A 21016-nucleotide genomic window follows, 5' to 3' on the forward strand; every position below is an offset into this window, starting at 1 on the left:
TTAGGCAAACCTGATTCTGGAGTAATCCGGCGTTTTCGCCGGGCTGCCGAAACTAAGGACGGACGATGGCCCGAATCCCCACCCTCTCCGCCGCGCGTGGGCGCCTCAAGACCGCCGGTGTGCTGGCATCGGCACTGGTGCTGGCCGCTTCGCTCACCGCGTGCGGTGGTGGCGGCGAGCCGGCGGCCCCGGCCGGGCAGAACTCCGCCGGTTCCGCGGTCGACGCGAACGCCTTCCCGACGACGATCGAGCACAAGTACGGCAGCACCACCGTCACCCAGGAGCCCAAGCGCGTCGTCACGGTCGGCCTGACCGAGCAGGACGCGCTCCTCGCCCTCGGCGTCGTCCCGGTCGGTGTCACCGAATGGCTCGGCAAGTTCCCCGGCACCATCGGGCCGTGGGCCACCGACAAGCTCGCCGGAGCCCAGCTTCCCGAGGTCCTCAAGGACGTCGACGGACCGCAGTACGAGAAGATCGCCGCGCTGAAGCCGGATCTGATCATCGCGCTGTACTCCGGGCTCACCAAGGAGCAGTACGACAAGCTCGGCCAGATCGGCGTCCCGGTCGTCGCGCAGCCGAAGGAGTACAACGACTACGGCATCCCGTGGCAGGAGGCGACCAAGAAGGTCGGCCAGGCCGTCGGGCGCACGACCAAGGCGAACGAACTGATCAAGGGCGTCGAGGACAAGTTCGCCCAGGTCCGCAAGGATCACCCGGAGTTCCAGGGCAAGTCCGCCCTGATGGCCTCGACGTACGAGGGCTACTTCGTCTACGGCAGCCAGGACCCGCGGTCCCGCATCCTCGAATCGGTCGGCTTCAAGATGCCGGCGGACCTCGATACCGCGATCGGCGACAAGTTCGGCAAGAGCATCAGCGCCGAGCGGACCGACCTGCTCGACCGCGACGCGCTCGTCTGGCTCATCGACACCCCGGCCAAGGCGCAGGAGATCCTCGGCAAGGACGCCCTGTACACGGGTCTGAAGGTGGCGAAGGAGAAGCGCGAGATCCTCGTGGAGAACGAGGGAACCTACGGCAGCGCGATCTCCTTCGTGACCGTGCTGAGCCTGCCCTACGTGATCGACCGGCTCGTCCCGCAGCTCACCGCCGCGGTCGACGGCGACCCGGCCACCGAGGTCAAGCCCGCGTCCTGACCGGCGCTGCGAAGAACCGGGCCGCGAGCGTTGCTCGCGGCCCGGTTCTGTTACGCAACCCCCGAACACCCGTGATCAGAGACGTAACTCGCGTGATCAGACGGGCAACACGCGTGATTGGACGAACGACTCGATCTCGTCCGTCTGATCACGCGAGTCACGTGTCTGATCACGCGAGTTACGCGGTCAGGACTCCATGGCCTTCACGAGGGACGTCGGCCGCAGGTCGGTCCAGTTGGTCTCGACGTACTCGAGGCACTCCGGGCGCGCTGCCGGGCCGAACTTCGTGGTCCAGCCCGCCGGGACCTCGACGAACTCGGGCCACAGGCTGTGCTGGCCCTCGTCGTTGACCAGCACCAGGTAGGTGCCGTCGGGGTTCTCGAACGGGTTCGTCATGCCTTGTTCTCCTTCTGTGTTCCGTCTTCCTCAAGCAAAGCAGCCCGGCGGGCGAGCGCGTCCAGGGCGGTGAACCAGGTCTCCGCCAGTGCCTCCACCGACTCCTCTGTCAGCACGGCCTCCGGCCAGGACCACGACACGTGCAGTTCGGGGCCGTCGGGACGGTCCTCGGTCAGCGCGTTGATCGTCAGGGCGTGCGACGACGGCATCCCCGCGTCGGGGCCGGTCTCCTCCGGGCCGTCCACCACGTACGACCAGTCCGTCGCTTCCGGGACGCCGACACGTCCCATGTAGTTGAACTCGATGTCCGGCCTCGCGAACTTCGCCAGCTCCGGACCGGTGCGGGGGTTGAGGTACCTGAGCAGGCCATGCCCGATCCCCGCCATCGGAAGTTCGTCGAGATGCGCCCGCACCCGCTCGAGCGCGGCTTCCGCCGCGGTGCCGCCGTCGAACGCGTCGTCCAGGTCGAGGTCCCCGAGATCGAGGCAGACCGGGACCACGCTGGTGAACCAGCCGACCGTCTGCGACAGATCCGCGCCCTCGGCCAGTTCCTCTTCGCGGCCGTGACCTTCGAGGTCCAGCAGTACCGCGCTGCCCTCTCCGGTCTCCTGCCCGCGCCGCCACCGGGCGACCGCCAGCGCGAGCCCGGTGAGCAGGACGTCGTTCACCGTCGCCCGGAAGGTCGCGGGGACCCGTGAAAGCAGTGGAGCGGTTCGCCGCGGCGGCAGCGTCCGCGCGACTTCCCGGACCGTGGCGGCCACGTCACGCCGGTGATCGAGCGGCCGCGCCAACGGGATCGGGTCGCCACCGCCGAGAACCGACAGCCAGCGGTCCAGTGCCGCTTCACTGGCCGGTTCGAGTGCACGCTCGGCCAGCGACCGCGACCACCTCCGGAACGAAGTGTCCACAGAGGACAGCGTGGGCTCGCGTCCTTCGACGACCGCGGCCCAAGCAGAAGTGAGGTCCGGCAACAGAATCCGCCACGACACACCGTCGATCACCAGGTGATGGATCATCACCAGCAGCCGTCCCGGTTCCGTGGGACCGGCGTCGAACCAGGTCGCGCGCAGCATCGCACCGGAATCCGGATCGAGCCGTGCCCGGGTCGCCTTGGCGTGCTCGGTGATGGTCGCGAACAGCTCCTCCCTCGCCGACCCGGCCACGTCGACCCGCTCGATCCAGCCCGACACGTCCACCGGACCGGGTACTTCGAGCGCCCAGCCTTCGACCGACCGGTCGAGCCGCGCCCGCAGCATGTCGTGCCTTCCGACGACCGCGCCGAGGACGGCGACCAGCTGCTCGCCGGTCATCCCGGAGGGCGTCCGCAGCAGCGCGGCCTGGTGGTATCCCTCGATCGGCCCGCCCAGCTCCCGCATCGCGTGCATGATCGGCGTCAGCCCGACCGTTCCGGTGCCGTCGTCGGCCGGACCGGCCGTGACGACGATCTCGGACGCGACCTCGGCCAGCCCGGCGACCGTCCGGCAGGTGAAGACCTGCCTCGGCGTGATCCGCAGCCCGGCCGCGCGGGCCCGGCTCATCAGCTGCATCGCGACGATGCTGTCCCCGCCGAGCGCGAAGAAGTCGTCGTCGATGCCGAGTTCCGGAATCCCGAGGACGTCCGCGAACGCGGCGCACAGGATCTTCTCCACCACGGTCTCCGGGGCACGACCGCCTGCCAGTTCCGAGTAGTCCGGCGCGGGCAACGCGTTGCGGTCGAGCTTCCCGTTCGGCAGCACGGGAAGCTCGTCGAGCAGGACGAACGCCGACGGGACCAGATAGTCCGGCAGGACACCGGTCAGGAACCGCCGCAACCCGGCAGAGTCCACAGTGGACCCTTGACCCGGAACACCGTACGCGACGAGTTGCTTGATCCCCGGACGGTCCTCCCGGACCATCACGACCGCCTGCGCGACGCCGTCATGACGTTCCAGAGCGGCTTCGACCTCCGCCGGTTCGATCCGGAATCCGCGGATCTTCACCTGTTCATCCGCTCGGCCGCCGAAGTCCAGCCTTCCGTCGATCGTCCACTTCGCGAGGTCGCCGGTGCGGTACATCCTGCCGCCCCCGTCGCCGAAAGGATCGGCCACGAACCGTTCGGAGGTCAGCGCCGGGAGGCCGAGATAGCCCCGCGCCAGACCGGAACCGGCGAGATAGAGCTCTCCGGTCACCCCCGGCGGCACCGGGCGGAGCGCGCCGTCGAGCACATATGCCCGCGTGTTCGCCACGGGACGGCCGACCAGCGGCCGCTCGCTGTCCCCGATCCGCGCGACCAGCGCGTCCACTGTGGACTCCGTGGGGCCGTAGAGATTGAAGGCCTCGGTACCGTTCAACCCGGCCAGCCTCCGCCACAGGCTCTCCGGGACCGCCTCTCCGCCGACGCCGATCACCGCGAGCGGGCAGCGATCGCCGTCGAGCAGCCCGGCTTCGGCCATCTGTGCGAAGAACGACGGCGTCACCTCGACGAAATCGAGCCCGTCCCGTTCGATCATCGAGGCCAGCAGTTCCGGGTCTCGGCGGGCTTCGTCGTCCGCGATGTGCACGGCGTGCCCGTCGAACAGCCAGAGCTGGGGCTGCCATGAGGCGTCGAACGAGAACGACCAGGCATGGCCGACCCGGAGATGCCGCCGACCCGTCGCCTGGATCGCCGGCCGGTACAACGTCGCACGGTGGCTGTGGAACAGGTTCACGACGCCTCGATGCGGAACCACCACACCCTTGGGGGTTCCCGTCGAACCTGACGTGTAAATGACATACGCCGGATGCTCGGGGTCGAGCGGCCTGCTCCGGTCCGCGTCGGTCAGATCGGTTGCGAGCTGGTCGTCCGTGGGCAGCGCGGCGAGCACCAGGGTCTCGATCTCGGTCCGTGGCAAGGATTCCAGCAGCGACGCGGCTGTCAGCACCAGCCGGGGGCGCGCGTCGGCCAGCATCGCGGCCAACCGCTCCGCCGGATAGTCGGTATCGAGCGCGAGGTACGCCGCGCCTGCCTTGTGCACCGCGAGGATCGCCATCATCATGTCCGCCGACCGCGGCAGCGCCAGCGCGACGAGCTCCTCCGGCCCGGCGCCTCGCCCGGCGAGTACCCGGGCGAGGCGGTTCGCCTGCTCGTTGAGCTCCGTATAGGTCCACGCGACCTCTCCGCAGACCACGGCCGGCCTATCCGGAGAGCGCCGCACCTGGGCCTCGAACAGCTCCGGCAACGTCACGCGCGCCACTTCGGCCGCCGTATCGTTCCACCCGGTGACCTCGCCGGGCAGCAGGATCTCCAGCTCCCCGACCGGCCGGGACGGCTCCGCGGCCACCTGCTCCAGCAGCCGCAGCAGCCGATCCGCGAAACGCTCCACAGTGGACCGGTCGAACAGATCCGCGCTGTATTCGATCACCCCGGAGACGCCGCCGTCGCGCTGCTCCGTGAGGTCGAACGACAGGTCGAACTTCGCCGTTTCCGAAGGGACGCCCAGGGATTCGGCCGTCAGCCCCGGCAACTCGAACCCTTCGCCGCCGGCGGCGATGTACACCACCATCACCTGGAACAGCGGATGCCTGGACAGCGACCGCGGCGGGTTGAGCGTCTCGACAAGCCGGTCGAACGGGAGTTCCTGGTGATCGAAAGCCGCCAGATCAGTTTCCCGCACCCGCGCCAGCAGCTCGGCGAAACCGGGGTTCCCGGAAACATCCGTGCGGAGCACCAGCGTGTTGAGCAGGTAGCCGACCAGGTTCTCCAGTGCCTCGTCGCCGCGCATCGAGATCGGCGTGCCCAGCGGGATGTCGTCCCCCGCGCCGAGCCGGTTGAGCAGGATCGCCACGGCGGCCTGGGCGACCATGAACATGCTGGCGTTCCGGGCACGGGCGAGTTCGCGCAGCCGGGCCGTCAGCTCCGCGGGTACGCTGAAGGCGACCGCGCCGCCACGATAACTCGCTTCCACCGGTCGTGGCCGGTCGTACGGGAGAGCTAGCTCCTCGGGAAGCCCGGTGAGAGTCTCCGCCCAGTAGGCCGTCAGCGCGGGTCCGGCCTCTTCGAGCCGGGAGCGTTGCCACAGCACGTAATCCGCGTATTGCACGGGTAACGGCGACCAGTCCGGTCCCGAACCCGCGATACGGGCCCGGTAAGCGCCGGCGAAGTCGGCCAGGAACGGCCGTGCGGACCACTCGTCCGTGGCGATGTGATGGAAGAGGAAAAGGACGTCGTGCTGTTCGGGCCTCAACCGGGAAACCGTCACCCGGAACGGCGGCTCGCGATCCAGTGCGAAGCGGTACCCGGGCTCGGCCTCACCGAACACCACTTCGACCTCGGACGCGTCGACGATCTTCTGGACGCCCACCCCCTCGTGCTCGGCGACGATCGTCCGCAGCGACTCGTGGCGTTCCACGACATCCCGGACCGCCGCGCGCAAGGCATCCGGATCAAGCCTTCCGGTGAGCCGCCACGACAACGGGACGTTGTAGGTCTCCGTGGGACCTTCGAGCCCATAGAGGAACCAGAGTCCTTGCTGTGAGGAAGAAAGCGGCAAGATCTCCGGCCGGTCCACCCGGACCAGCGCCTGCCGCCCGCCCTCGGCGAGCCGTTCGGCCAGCCGGGCGACCGTCGGGGCGTCGAAGACGTCGCGGACCGACACGGTCGCGTCCAGCGCGGCCGTGATGCGGCTGACCAGCCGCATCACCAGCAGGGAATGCCCGCCGAGCGCGAAGAAGTCGTCGTCGATCCCGACCCGGTCGACGCCGAGCACGTCGGCGAACAACGCGCACAGTGCTTCTTCCCGCGTGTTCCTCGGCTCACGGCCTTCGACGCTCGCGAACTCGGGAGCAGGAAGGGACTTGCGGTCGAGCTTGCCGTTCGGGGTCAGCGGGATCTCGTCGAGGACGACGATCGCCGACGGCACCATGTGGTCGGGCAGCTGCGCGGCGACAGCGGCCCGCAGGCCGTCGGTGCCGGAGCCGACAACGTAAGCCACCAAACGATCTTCCCGGGCCACGACCACGGCACGCGTGAGAGACCCGGCCGCGGTCAGGGCTGCCTCGACCTCGCCGAGTTCGACCCGGAAGCCGCGGATCTTGACCTGGTCGTCGACCCGGCCCAAGAACTCCAGCACACCTTCGCCGGACCAGCGGGCGAGGTCGCCCGTGCGGTACATCCTCTCCCCCGCGCCTCCGAACGGATCGGCGACGAACCGGTCGGCGGTCAGGCCCGGCCGGGCCAGATACCCACGGGCGAGCTGGACACCGGCGAGGTAGAGCTCACCGGGCACCCCCGGCGGGACCGGGTTCAGCCGCGCGTCCAGCACGTAGGTCCGGGTGTTCCACACCGGACGCCCGATCGGGACGGACGGTGTCGTCTCGTCCCCGGCACGCCAAGCGGTCACGTCGACCGAGGCTTCGGTCGGGCCATAGAGGTTGTGCAGCCCGCATTCGAAGATCTCGCCGAATTTGCGGGCGAGATCCGACGGCAGCGCCTCACCACTGCAGATGACCCGGCGGAGCCCGGCGCATCCGGTCGCGGCGGGGGTCTCCAGGAACAACGCCAGCATCGACGGGACGAAGTGGACGGTGGTGATCCCTGCCGTGCGGATCAGCTCCGCCAGATAGACCGGATCCTGGTGGCCTTCCGGCTTGGCGACCACCAGGGTCGCGCCGGTGATGAGCGGCCAGAAGAACTCCCACACCGACACGTCGAAACTCGACGGCGTCTTCTGGAGAACCTTGTCCTCGGCGGTGAGCCCGTACTCGTCCTGCATCCACAAGAGACGGTTCACGATGCCCGAATGCGGAACCACCACCCCCTTCGGACGCCCGGTGGAGCCCGACGTGTAGATCACGTACGCCGGTGACGCGGTATCCACGATCCGGCCCAGGTTCTCACCCGAGTACCCGTCGAGATTCGCGGGCAGTGCATCGAGGACGACCGCGGGCGCGGCGTCTTCGAGCATGAAGGCGATCCGGTCGGCCGGGTAGTCGCGATCGACGGGCAGGTAGGCGCCGCCCGCCTTGTGCACCGCGTACAGCGCCACGACCAGCCCGATCGACCGCGGCACCGACACCGCCACGACCGACTCGGCATCCACGCCCTGCTCCACCAGCCACCGCGCCAGACGGTTCGCCCGAGTGTTCAGCTCCTCATAGGACAACTCCGTGCCCTCGAACACCAACGCCGGAGCATCCGGTGTCCGCGCCACCTGAGCCTCGAACAACTCCGGCAACGTCGCGGCCGGAACCTCGCGAGCGGTGCGATTCCACTCCGTCACCCGCGCGAGTTCGCCATCGACGAGGACGTCGAGCGCGGCGACCGGACGATCCGGTGCGGCCGTGACCTGGTCCAGCACCGACGAGAGCCTCGCCAGCAGACGCTCCGCCGTGACGGCGTCAGCGAGGTCTTCGGCGTACTCCAGCATCAGCGTGGCGGTGTCCGCATCGTCGACCATCGTGAAGTGCAGGTCGAACTTCGCCATGCCGGTGTCCATCTCGAACCATTCGGCGGGCAGGCCGAGCACGTCGTGGTCGCCACCGCGCCGGTGGTAGCCGACCATCACCTGGAACAACGGGTTGCGGCCGGGCACCCGGGGCGGGTTCAGCTCTTCGACGACGCGCTCGAACGGCAGATCGCCGTGCGAGAACGCGGCGAGGTCGGCTTCCCGCACCCGGTCGAGCAGTTCGGCGAACGTCGGTTCGCCGGAGAGATCGGTGCGCAACACCAGGGTGTTCACGAAGAACCCGACCAGGTCGTCGAGTGCCGCGTCCGTGCGACCGGCGACCGGGGCTCCCAGCGGAATGTCGTCCCCGGCACCGGTCCGGTGCAGCAGCGCGGCCACCGCAGCCTGCAGCACCATGAACAGGCTCGCGCCGGATTTCGCCGCCAAGTCACGCAGAGAGGCCGCCAGTGGCCGGGGCAGGTCTGCCTTCGCCTTCCCGCCGCGACCGGTGGACCGGAGTGGACGCGGCCGGTCCAGCGGCAACGTCAGCTCGTCCGGTGCGCCACGCAGCGCGCCCGTCCAGAACTCCAGCTGAGCGGCACCGCTCTGGTCGAGGAAGTCTTGCTGCCACAGAGCGAAGTCGGCGTATTGGACCGGGAGGTCCGTCCACACGGGACCCTCGCCGGCGAGTCGTGCCCGATAGGCCGTGGTGAGATCGCCCAGGAACGGGCGGTCCGACCATTCGTCGGTCGCACTGTGGTGCAGGACCAGGGAAAGGACCTGGTCTTCCGCGCCGAGACGCAGCACCCGCAGCCGGACCGGGATCTCGCGCGCCAGGTCGAACGGCGTCCGCGACAGCTCGGCGATCCGGGCGTCCAGACCTTCCTCGGTGCACTCCTCGACGGCGAACGGGATCTCCGGCGCGTCCAGAACACGCTGGTAGGGCTCACCGTCCTGTTCGGCGAACACGGTCCGCAGGACCTCGTGCCTGCCGAGCACATCACCCAGCGCCGACCGGAGTGAGTCGAGGTCAAGGCCGCCCCGCAGCCGGAAGGTCAGCGGGAAGTTGTAGGCGACCGCGTTCGTCTCCATCCGGTCGACCAGCCAAAGACCGCGCTGAGCCGACGAAAGCGGGACACGCTCGGGCCGCTCGACGCGGACGACGGCCGGCCGGGCCGGTTCGCCGTTACCCGCACGGGAGGCAAGTTCAGCGGGTGTCGGCGCCTCGAACAGGTCGCGGATCGCCAGTTCGGCACCGAGTTCGGTCCGAGCGCGGCTGATCAGGCGAGTGGCGAGCAGCGAATGACCGCCGAGATCGAAGAAGTTGTCCTCGACCCCGACGCCGTCCAGCCCGAGGACCTCGGCGAAGAGCGCACACAGCGTCTCCTCTTCGACGGTCTCGGCAGGGCGGCTCTCGGTGAGGCGCACCGCCGGATCGGCGTCCGGCAGCGCCCGCACGTTGAGTTTTCCGTTGTCGGTCAGCGGAAGGCCGCCCAAGGTGACGAACGCGGCCGGGACCATGTAATCCGGCAGTTCGGTCTTGAGCCGCTCCCGCAGCCGCTGCACCAGATCGCCGCCGCCGCGGGCCACGGTCGGGCTCGTGGCGTACTTGGCCAGGTTCGTGCCGGCCGAGACAGGCTGGTGCACGGCGGTGATCAGCGCGTCCGGCAGTCCGTTGTGGACGAACACCGCCTCGAAGGCACCCTCGGCCGACCAGGTGCAGTGGACGCGAAACCCGAGCCGTTCGCCCAGTTCGTGCACGTCCTCCGGCTCCACCCCGCCCCCCTTGGCGCGGAAGCGGTCCAGGACGTCGATGAGCGGCGCGCCGGCGTCCAACGCCCGCATCGCCTCGAACTCCGCCGACTGCCGGGCGTCCGGGATCCGGCTCACCCGCAGTGTTCCCGTTCCCGCGAGGTGCTCTTCCAGCTCGGCGAGTGAGCCGACCGTGTCCCAGGACAGACGCGGAGCTTGGGCGACCGAAAGGGTTTCAGCCGGTCCCTTCACCAGCACGGCGTCGTAGCGATAGCGGCTCAGCTCGTTGTGCAGCCGGGCGCGTTTGATCCGGACCTGGGCTGCGACGTCCGGGAGTTCCCGCGCGAGCGCGGTGAAATAGTCCGGATCGATCAGCAGTTCCTTCTCCAGCGTGGCGCCGCGTTCGATCGCCCGCCGCAGCTGGGCGACGTCCGACGTCGCGTCGGCGCGGGTGAGCTGGATCGCGGTGTGGAAGGACCGCGCGAGGCGCAGGTTCCGCACGTCGCCGACGAACAGCGCGCCGCCGGGGGCGAGCAGGCCGATCGCCTTCGTGATGACGTCGGTCAGGTAGTCCACGCTCGGAAAGTACTGGATGACCGAGTTGATCACGATCGTGTCGAACCGTCCGGCGGGCAGGCCGTCGAACACGTGCGCGGGCTGAGCGCGCAGGTTCACCTTGGCCGCCAACGCCGGATCCCGCGCCAGGTCCCGGTTCAGCTTCGCGATCACCGGGGCGGCGAGGTCCGTGCCCCAGTACTCCTCGGCGAGCGGCGCGACCTGCCCCATCAGCAGACCGGTGCCGACACCGATCTCCAGCACCCGCTTCGGCCGCAGTTCGGCGATCCGGGAAACGGTCGCCTGCCGCCATTCGCGCATATGCTCGAGCGGGATCGGATCGCCGTCGTAGCTGGAGTCCCAGCCGGCGAAGTCCTCGATGAACAACGCCGTCGGGATCTCGGTGTACTCGTCGGAGTAGATCTGCTGCCATTCGCCGACCTGGTCGGCTTCGGCTTCGGCCCGGGCGTCTCCGCTCAGCTCGGCCGGGACCACGTAGCCGATCAGCCGTTGCAGGCCGGGCGCCGACGGGTCCGGCCGCGCGAGGACGGCCGCCTGCGCGACCTCCGGGTACCGGCTCAGCGCCGTCTCGATCTCGCCGAGTTCGACCCGGTAGCCGCGGATCTTGACCTGGTCGTCGGTCCGGCCGAGGAAGTCGAGATTTCCGTCGACGCGGCGGCGGACCAGGTCACCGGTGCGGTACATCCTGCCACCGGCGGAGGAGAACGGGTCCGCGACGAAGCGCTCGGCGGTCAGCGCCGGACGTCCGAGGTAGCCGCGGGCCAGGCCCTCGCCCGCGATGTAGAGCTCACCCGCGACACCGTCGGGGACCGGCCGGAGCCAGGCGTCCAAGATGTAGGCACGGGTGTTCCAGATCGGCTTGCCGACGGTCGGGGTGTCGCTGTCGGTGGTGCCGCCGCCGAGGGTGTTGATCGTGTATTCGGTGGGGCCGTACAGGTTGTAGCCGTAGGTTTCGTCGGTGTCGCGCAGCCGGTTCCACACCGACTCCGAGACCGCCTCGCCGCCGAGCAGCACAAGCGCGGGCCGGTGCCGTCCGTCCCCGTCGTCCAGCAGCCCTTCCTCGATCAGCAGGTGGGCGTAGGTCGGCGTCACGTTGACGACGTCGACCTGATGCTCGTCGCAGTAGGCCACGAGCGCCCGGGCGTCCCGCCGCAGTTCCTCGTCGCAGACGTGGACCTCATGTCCCTCGACGAGCCACAACAGCTCTTCCCAGGACATGTCGAAGGCGAACGAGACGGTGTGCGCGATCCGCAGCCGCCGTCCGCCCGCCGCCGCGATGGCCGGGGCGAAGATCGCGCCCTGGTGGTTGAGCTGCATGTTGGTCAGGCCGCGGTAAGGCGTGACGACGCCCTTGGGTTTACCCGTCGAACCCGAGGTGTAGATGACGTACGCGGGGTGTTCCATGCGGTCCGCGCGACCGCGTGCGAACAGCGGGCGTTCGGCGTCGGAGATCGGGCCGCCGCCGAACGCCCTGTCTTCGTGGTCGTCGACCAGCACGCGAGGCGTGGACTCGGGCAAGGTCGCCGCGACGTCCTTTGTGGACACCAGACAGAGCGGGCCGGCGTCCTCCAGCATCATCGCGAGCCGGTCAGCCGGGTAGTCGAGTTCGAGCGGCAGGTACGCCGCGCCGGTGCGCAGCACGGCGAACAGAGCGACGACCATGTCGATCGAACGCGGCAAGCCGAGCGCGATCACCTGCTCCGGCGCGGCACCCTTCGCCAGCAGGAGCCTGGCCATCCGGTTGATCCGCGTGTCGAGTTCGGCGTAGGTCAGCTGTTCCTCGCCGAACACCAGTGCCAGTGCGGCCGGAGTTCGCTCTGCCTGGACGGCGAGCAGATCCGCGATGGTGTCCTCGATGACGGGATGCTCGGCCTCGGCCCAGCCAGCTTCGAGCGCGGCACGGTCCTCAGTGGACACCGTCGCGAGGGCGCCGACCGGTTTCGCCGGGTCGCCGATGAGCTGTTCGACCAGCGACGTGAACCGGCCCAGGAGCGAGGCCGCCTCGGCCGGGTCGATGACGTCGTCCCGGTAGGACAGGGTGACCCGCATTTCCTCACCCGGTGTCACCACCAGTGTCAACGGGTAGTGCGTGGCGTCGATGTTGAGCAGATCGGTGATGCCGTGCCGATGACGCAGCCCCTCACGCCGCTCCTCGCCGTCCGCGTTACGCAGGACGAAAAGCGTGTCGAACAGGACCCGATGCCCGGCCTCACGCTGCAGGACACCGAGGCTCATGAACTCGTACGGAGTCAGGTCCATCCGCTCGGACTGCAGGCGCCGCACCAGGTCCAGCACGGACTCGGCCGGGTCGAGCCGCACCCGGGTGGGCACGGTGTTGAGGAACAGGCCGATGGTGTTCTCGATCTCGGGCACGGCGGCGGGCCTTCCGGCCACCGCGGCGCCGAACACGACGTCGTGGCGTCCGGTCATGGTCGACAACACCAGGCCCCAGGCGGCGTTCAGCACCGAGTTGACGGTGAGGCCATGTCTGCGAGCCTGCTCGCGGAGCCTGACGCTGAGATCGCCGGACAGCACCGTGTCCAGGTTGACCGGGGTCGCCGGGACGAGTTCCCGGCTGTCCGGCCCGACGATGGTCGGGTCCGCGAGCCCGGACAGCGCCTCGCGCCAGGCACTCGTGGCTACCTCGATGTCCTGCCGGTCAAGCCAGCGCAGGAAGTCCACATAGGATCCGGGCGTGGGCAGGGTGCGATCGTCCCCGCCGAGTTCGTACAGGGCGAAGAGCTGCTCGATGAACAGCCACGCCGACCAGCCGTCCCACAGCAGCAGGTGCCGGTTCAGCACCACGCGATCGCGCCCGCCTCCGAGCCGCACCAGCTTCAGCCGGAACAGCGGCGGAGCGCCGAGGTCGAACCGCGTCGCGCGGTCCTCGGCCATCAGTTCGTCGAGCTTCGCGCGCTGCTCGTCCTCGGGCAGTTCCGAAAGGTCCACTTCGGACAAAGGAGGCTCGACGGCCGCCGCGACGAACTGCACCGGACCGCGCAGCCCCTCGCTCGTGTAGCCGGCGCCGAGGCTCGGCACCCGGCGCAGCAGCGCGGAGACCGCGGTGCGCAGCCGCTCGACGTCCAGGCGGTGATCGAAGTCGATCGCCTCCTGGATGGTGTAGATGTCGACGCGGTCGGAGTTGTAGCTGGAGTGGAAGAACAGGCCTTCCTGCAGCGGCGACAGCGGCCAGAGGTCGGCCACCGGCACCGGGCTGAACCGCTCGACGCGGTCGATCTCGTCCTGGGTCAGCGAAACCAGTTCCAGATCGGACGGCGTGAGCCCCGCGGGCGCGGGTGCTTCGGTGTACGCCGCCGCCAGTTCCGACAGAGCGGCGGTCCAACGGTCAGCCAGCTCGATCGCCGAGGCCGGACCCGCGAACGTCGCCGTCAGGCGGGGCCCGGCGCCGGTGTCCTCGCAGGCGACGCCGATCCGCAGGAGGTGGCCGCCTGCCGGAGGCACCGCCGCGCGTCCGGCCACCTGCCACTCCCCCGCGCCGGCCGGGACCCGGCCCACGTATCGCAGGGCGATCTGCGGCCGCGCGAGTTGCGTGAACAGCGGCGCGGTCTGGGCGTTGAGGTAGCGCAGGAGCCCGTAGCCGCCGGGCACCTCGCGGACGGTCTCCTTGACGGCCTTGAGCAACGCGAAGGGTTCGCCGGTCGCGGTGACCCGCACCGGGCGGACCGCGCTCAGCGCGCCGACCGTGGCCGGGACGTCTTTTTCCCGCGCGTGAACGTCGACGAGGAGGTCCCCGTCGACCGCGATCTTGAGTGCCGCCAGGAGGACGTCGGTCACGTCGCCGTGTACGGCGGACGGCAGCGAGCCGACCAGGGTCTGGGTATCCTCCGTGGACAGCGTGATCGTGCGCTCGGCCATCTCACCGGTGGCAGGAACCGCGAAGGCGCCCGGCGCAAGGGTCGCTGCCCAGTGTTCGAGTTCCCCGAGCAGTTCGGGGTTCTGCGCGCCTTCGGTGATCCGGCGTGCGATCGTCCGCAACGACTTCTCGACGGGAGCGAACGCGGGTGCGCGTCCAGCGGTGACGGCCTGCCAGGCGAGGGCGAGGTCGGCCGCGAGTACCGTCCAGCTCCGCGCGTCGAGCTGCACCGGATGCGCGACCAGCAGCAGCTGCCCCGGTTCGTCACCGGCGTCGAACCACACCGCCTGCAGCAGGCTGTCGGCGTCGGGATCGAGCCGTCCGGCGGCTGCCTCGAACTCCGTACCGAGGGAGCCGTTGGCACGACGGAGAAGTCCTGCAGCTGAGACAGTCCCTTGTGGACGGGTCTCCAGCGACCACAGGACCGACGCGATCCGGGAGAGCTTCAGCCGCAGGCCGTCGTGGTGGTCGAGCACCAGGTGCAGTGCCGCGGCGAGCGTCTCGACGTCGGCCCCGGACGGCACGGTCAGCAGCACGGACTCCGGCTGCGCCGCCGTGCCCAGCTCCCGGAGGCGGTGCACTTCGGGCAGGAGCGGGATGTCGCCGACACCGTCCGGATCGGCCACCGGTCCCGCCTGACCGACCGGGCCCGACTCGGAACGAGCGCAGAACGCGGCCAGCGCGGCCGGGCTCCGGTGCTCGAAGACGTCCTTGGGGCTCAGTTCGAAACCGGCGCGCCGAGCGCGGCTCGACACGGTGATCGACGAGATGCTGTCGCCACCGAGAAGAAAGAAGTCGCCATCCGCACTGACACCGTCCAGGCCCAGGACATCGGCGAAGATCACGGCGAGGACGCTTTCACGCTCATCACCGGACGCTGACGCCGCGGGCTGCTCGATCTCCGGCGCGGGCAAGGCGCGCACGTCGAGCTTTCCGCTGGGGGTCAAGGGGAACTCGTCGAGGACGACGAGCGCCTGCGGGACCATCGGCGCCGGGAGTGCCTCACTCAGCGCGGTACGCAGCCGCACGGTTTCCGCGGTTCCCGCCACGTAACCCACGAGCGTGCCGTCCTTCGCGACGACCGCGGCGGCCGTGACGCCCGGCTGCGCGGTGAGCACGGCCTCGATCTCGCCGAGTTCGATGCGGTTGCCGCGGATCTTCACCTGCCGGTCGGTGCGGCCGAGGTACTCGATCTCTCCGTCGGCCCGGCGCCGCACCAGGTCGCCGGTGCGGTACAGCCGCTGCCCCGGCTCGCCGAACGGGTCGGCGACGAAGCGTTCGGCGGTCAGGCCGGGACGTCCGTGATAGCCACGGGCCAGCTGGACACCGGCGAGGTACAGCTCGCCCGCCACGCCGTCGGGCACCGGGCGGAGGCAGCCGTCGAGCACGTGCAGCCGGGTGTTCCACACCGGACGTCCGATGGGGACGGTCGCACCCTCGCGTCCCGTGCTGGCGAAGAAACTCACGTCGACAGCGGCCTCGGTCGGGCCGTAGAGGTTGTGCAGCGGGACGCCGGTGAGCGACCACCAGCGGGCGGCGACCTCACCGGTCAGCGCCTCACCGCTGGAGAACACCCGCCGCAGGCTTCGGCTCCAGCCGAGGTCTTCGGTGACGTCCTCGCTGCCGAGGAACGCGGCGAGCATCGACGGGACGAAGTGCAGAGTGGTGACCTCGCGTTCCCGCATCACGCGCGCGAGATACGCCGGATCGCGGTGACCGTCCGGTTGGGCCAGTACCACGGCCGCGCCTTCGCAGAGCGCCCAGAAGAACTCCCAGACGGACACATCGAAACTCGACGGTGTCTTCTGCAGGACGCGGTCCGACCCGGTGAGCCGGTACTCGTGCTGCATCCACGCCAGGCGGTTGACGATGGCACGGTGGGTGACCGCCACGCCCTTCGGCCGCCCGGTCGATCCGGAGGTGTAGATCAGGTAGGCGGCGTTGTCCAGCCCGGCGGCCGTGCCCGGGACATCGTCCACAGCGGACTCGTCGGTCACGGAAACCTGGGTCAGCCCGGCGAGGACCGGGACCCCGGGTTCGCAGACGACAAGACTCGCGCCGGAGTCGGCCAGCATGTACTCGAGCCGCTCGGCCGGGTAGTCGAGGTCGATCGGCAGGTAGGCGGCTCCGGCCTTGAGGACGCCGAGGAGTGCGATCATCAGCTCGGCCGACCTCGGCACGGCGACGGCCACGACCTCGTCGGGACCCGCGCCCAGGGACCGGAGCCGGCGGGCCACCGTTTCCGCGCGCGCGTCCAGGTCCGAATAGGACAGTTCGGCGTCTTCGAACACCACCGCCGTCGCGGACGGCGTCTTGGCGACCTGCGCGGCGAACGCCTCGACCAGGGTTCGCTCGGGCACCGGGTGGGCGGTGGCGTTGAGTTCGGCCTGGCGGCCGCGTTCGGCGGGTGACAGCAGGTCCACGGTCGTGACCTGCACGGCCGGGTTCGCGATCAGCGTTTCCAGCAACCGGACGAACCGTTCGGCGAGGTGCTCGGCCGTGCCCGCGTCGATCCGGGCCGCGTCGAATTTGAGACTGAACTCCAGGTCCCGGCCCGGGGTCACGATCACCGCGACCGGGAAATGCACCGCGTCGGTGACCTCGACCCCGGTGAGGCGGACGGTGCCGGACGGATCGGCGCGGTCCTCGTCGCGCGGGTAGTTCTCGACCACGACGAGCGTGTCGAACAGTTCCTCCTGGCCGAGGCCCGCGATCCGCTGCAGCTCGCCGAGACCGAGGTGCTGGTGGTCCAGCAAAGCCGATTGCTCGTCCTGCAGCCGCCTCAGCACCGCGGCGACGGTGTCGGAACCGGACCAGCGCAGCCGCACCGGCACCGTGTTGATGTACAGGCCGACCGCCGATTCGAGGCCGGCCGCACCGGTGTCCCGGCCGGAGACCGTGCTGCCGAACAGGATGTCGTCGCGGCCGGTGAGCCCGCCGAGCAGGAGTCCCCAGGCACCGTGCAGGACGGTGCCGAGGGTGAGCCCGTGCCGGCGCGCCATGGCGGTCAGCTCAGCCGTCGCCTGCTCGCCGAGGCTCAGGTGCACCCGGGACGGCCGTCGCTCTGCGGCGGCCGGGGCGTCGATCAGCCTGGTGGGTTCGTCCACTCCGGACAGCGCGGTCCGCCAGGCTTCGCGCGAAACCTCATGATCGCGCGAAGCGAGCCGCCGCAGGTGCTCCGTGCGAGTGTCCGGCTCCGGACCCGAAGTGTCCACAAAGGAATCAGATGCGGTGGAGTAGTTCGCCAGCAGTTCGCGAAGCAGCACCACGACCGACCAGCCGTCGGCGATGATGTGGTGGAACGTCAGCGCCAGCTTGGCACGGTCGTTCCCCAGGCGGACGAAGGTCGCGCGCAGCAGCGGCGGCCGCGCGAAGTCGAACCGCCGTGCGCGGTCGGCCTCGAACGCTTCCGTGGCCTCGTCGGCGGAGACCTCGTGCCAAGGCAGTTCGGCGTGCCGCGTGACCAGTTGCACGACCCGGCCACCGTCGAGCTGGCGGAAACCGGACCGCAGGGACGAGTAGCGGTCCAGCAGGGCCTGCACCGACCGTCGCAACGCGGCGGCGTCGACCGGTCCTTCGAGGTCGAGCACCTCCTGGACGGTGTAGATGTCGGCGGCCGCGCTTCCCTCGAACTCCGCGTGGAAGAAGAATCCTTCCTGCAGCGGCGTCACGGGCAGGACGTCGGCGTACTCGGCGAGCGACGCGCGCTCAGCGGCGTCCAGCTCAAGCAACGGTGTCTCGTCCACAGTGGACGGCTCGGGCACGACGCCGGCACAGGCGGCGAGTGCCTCGGGGGTGCGGTGCTGGAAGACCTGACGCGGGGTGATGGCGAGGCCGTGTTCCGCGGCGCCGAGCACCAGCCGGATCGACAGGATGCTGTCCCCGCCGAGGGAGAAGAAGTCGTCGTCGGCTCCGGCCGACGGCACGCCGAGGACCCGCGCGACGACGTCGCACAGGATCCGCTCCCGCTCGGTGCGCGGCGCGCGCCCGGTCGCGGCGGCGCCGAAGTCCGGCAGCGGCAGTGAAGTGCGGTCCAGTTTGCCGTTCGTCATGATCGGCAGCCGGTCGAGCTCGACGAACGCGGACGGCACCATGTAGTGAGGCAGCACCGATTCCGCGTGGGTGCGCAGATCCTTCAGCAGCGACGGTGATCCGCCCGTCTCGGGAACGACGTACGCCACGAGCCGCCGGTCCCCCGGCTTGACCTCGCGCGGCACGACGGCGATCCGCTCGACCCCGGCGTGGGCGGCGAGCGCGGATTCGATCTCCCCCGGTTCGATCCGGAAGCCCCGGATCTTGACCTGGTGGTCAGTCCGGCCGAGGAAGTCGAGGTTGCCGTCGGCGCGCCAGCGGACCCGGTCGCCGGTGCGGTACATCCGGGTTCCGACGCCCGCGAACGGGTCGGCGACGAACCGTTCCGAAGACAGGCCCGGACGTCCGGCGTAGCCCCGTGCGAGCCCGCGGCCGCCGACGTACAACTCCCCTTCCACACCGACCGGGACCGGCCGCAGGGCGGTGTCCAGGACGTAGCAGCGGGTGTTGGGATCGGGCCTGCCGATCGGGATCGGCCCGGTCCAGCCGGGTTCGGCCGGCCACAGCGTCGAGTTCACCGTCGCTTCGGTCAGCCCGTACGCGGCCACGACCTTGAGGTCCTCGGCCCAGCGGGCGATCAGTTCCGGCGGGACGGTTTCGGTGCCGACGATCAGCACCGCGCCCTTCGGCAGTTCGCAGTCCGGTGGCAGAGCGGCGACCAAGGACGGCGGCAGGATCATGTGGGTCGCCGCGTGGTCGGCGATGTAGCCGGTCAGCTCGACGCCCGCGACCCGCCGGTGCGACGGCACCACGATGATCGTGCCGCCCACGCACAACGACATCACCAGATCCCAGACCGTGACGTCGAATCCGGTCGAGGCGAACTGCACGACCCGGCTGGCCGGGCCGATGCCGATCCGCTCGGTCGCCGTGCTGATCAGGCTCCCGATCCCGTCGTGGGACAGGATCACGCCCTTCGGCTTCCCGGTGGAGCCCGAGGTGTAGATGACATACGCGGCCCGGCTCAGCGCGATCCCGCTCACGTCCACAGTGGACTGGTCGAGCGTCGCGAGTTCCGCGGCGATCGCGGGATCGTCGAGAAGCACCCGTTCGACGTCCACCGTGGACGGAAGCTGGGTGACCTCGTCCCGGGTGGACACCACGATCCCCGAACCCGCGTGCGAAAGCATGTAGGCGATGCGGTCTTCGGGATGGTCGAGGTCGAGCGGGAGGTACGCGGCCCCGGCCTTCATCACGGCGAGCAGCGCGACGACGAGGTCGGCCGAACGCGGCATCGCGACGGCGACGACGTCCTCGTCCCCGACACCTCGCCGCCGCAGCAGCCGGGCGAGCCGGTTGGCGGCGGCGTCGACCTCGGCGTAGGTCAACCGGACGTCCTCGCAGACGACGGCTTCGGCATCCGGTTCCCGCGCCACGACCCGGGCGAACGCCTCGGGCCAGGACACCTCCGGCGCGTCCTGGGCGACGGCGGTCCCGAACTCCTCCAGCACGCGGACCCGCTCCTCGGCCGAGAGCAGGTCGACGGTGGCCAGCGGCAGATCGGGTCGCCGCACCAAGGCATCGAGCACCGCGGCGAACCGGCGGTGGTGCTCGGCCAGTTCCCCGTCCGAGGAGACGGCCGCGTCCGCGTCGAAGTCGAAGCGGAGCCCCAAGCCCTCACCGGCGTCGTACACGGCGATGGCGACGTCGCTGATCGGCCCGAGTTCGAGGTTGTGCACGGTGGCGCTCGCGTCGCCGAACGCGAGCGCGGCGTCCACGGCCATGAAGTTCACGCTGAGCCCGACGAGTTCGTGCACCCCGCCGCTCGCGCCCAGCTCACGCGCGAGCTCCTCGCCCCGGTACCGGCTGTGCTCCAGCAGCGTGGCCACCTTGTCGGCGACCTGGGCCACCAGTTGCGCCGGCGTCACCTCCGGCCGCACGGTCAGCCGCAGCGGCAGGACGTTGGACACCATTCCCGGCTGCTCACGCAGTTCGCGGGTGGTCCGCGCCGTGACCGGCAGGCCCAGGACAAGATCCTCGGCGCCGGTCACGCGGTGGGCATAGGCCGCCACGGCGGCGATCGCGACCCGGGACAGCCTGGTTCCCGTGTCCAGGGCGAACTTCCGCAGGCTGCCCGCCTGTGCGGCGGTCAGCTCCCACGAGTGCCGCCGCAACCGGACCGGCCCGGACGACGCGCGTTCGAGCAGCCGCACCGGGTTCGGCCGGCCCTCGAGTTCGGCCAGCCAGTAGGCACGATCGGCCGAGCCGTCATCGGCGACGTCGGCCTCGACCAGCCCCGAGAGCGGCCAGGCGACGTCCTCGGCGGTGCCCGAGTACAGCGCGGAAGCGCGGCGGGTCAGCACGGCCTGCCCGTGCGCGTCCATCACCAGGTGGTGATACCGCTGGAACCAGCGGACCCGGTCCTCGGCCAGGACCAGCAGGACATGCGCGGTGAGCGGACCCCGTTCGAGATCCGCCACCACGGCCAGCTCGGCCCGCATCCACTCGTCCGATGCCCGCTCCGGATCCGGCTCGCCGGTGAAGTCGAGGACCGCGACCTCACCCGGCGCGGCCGGTACCTGGACCGGGACGCCGTCCAGGACCTCGACCGTCACGTGGAGACACTCCGCCTCCGCGACGGCCCGACGAACGGCGTCCCCCAACCGGGCGAGATCCACGTCACCACGGATGTCGGCGAACCAGCCGATCGAGTAGACGGGATCGGCCGGGTCGAGTTGCTGCGCGAGCCAGATCCCGGTCTGTGCCGAGGTCAGGGGAACGCCGCGCTGGTGGCCGCGGGTCATCGGGGTGCCTCCACCGGGAGTAATGGGTGT

Annotated in this window: 3 protein-coding genes; 1 reads left to right on the plus strand and 2 read right to left on the minus strand. The window is 70.1% G+C overall.

The window, feature by feature from the left end:
- Positions 1-65: 65 nt before the first annotated feature.
- Entirely contained in the window at positions 66-1151 is a 1086-nt protein-coding gene (locus tag ACLJRL_RS20995; protein ID WP_410657915.1) for an iron-siderophore ABC transporter substrate-binding protein, read from the plus strand.
- Between the two features lie 186 nt (positions 1152-1337).
- Here ACLJRL_RS20995 and ACLJRL_RS21000 read toward each other — a convergent pair whose 3' ends face one another.
- Together ACLJRL_RS21000 and ACLJRL_RS21005 are read right to left on the minus strand one after the other, a co-directional pair.
- Entirely contained in the window at positions 1338-1547 is a 210-nt protein-coding gene (locus ACLJRL_RS21000) for an MbtH family protein (RefSeq protein ID WP_410657916.1), read from the minus strand.
- The gene (locus tag ACLJRL_RS21005) at positions 1544-20986 is read right to left on the minus strand and encodes a non-ribosomal peptide synthase/polyketide synthase (protein WP_410657917.1); all 19443 of its coding nucleotides are present in this window, start codon (positions 20984-20986) and stop codon (positions 1544-1546) included. Before ACLJRL_RS21005 ends, ACLJRL_RS21000 begins: the two co-directional genes overlap by 4 nt.
- Positions 20987-21016: the final 30 nt, after the last annotated feature.

Origin of the sequence: Amycolatopsis sp. lyj-112 (assembly GCF_046549055.1) — a bacterium.
Lineage (GTDB): Bacteria > Actinomycetota > Actinomycetes > Mycobacteriales > Pseudonocardiaceae > Amycolatopsis.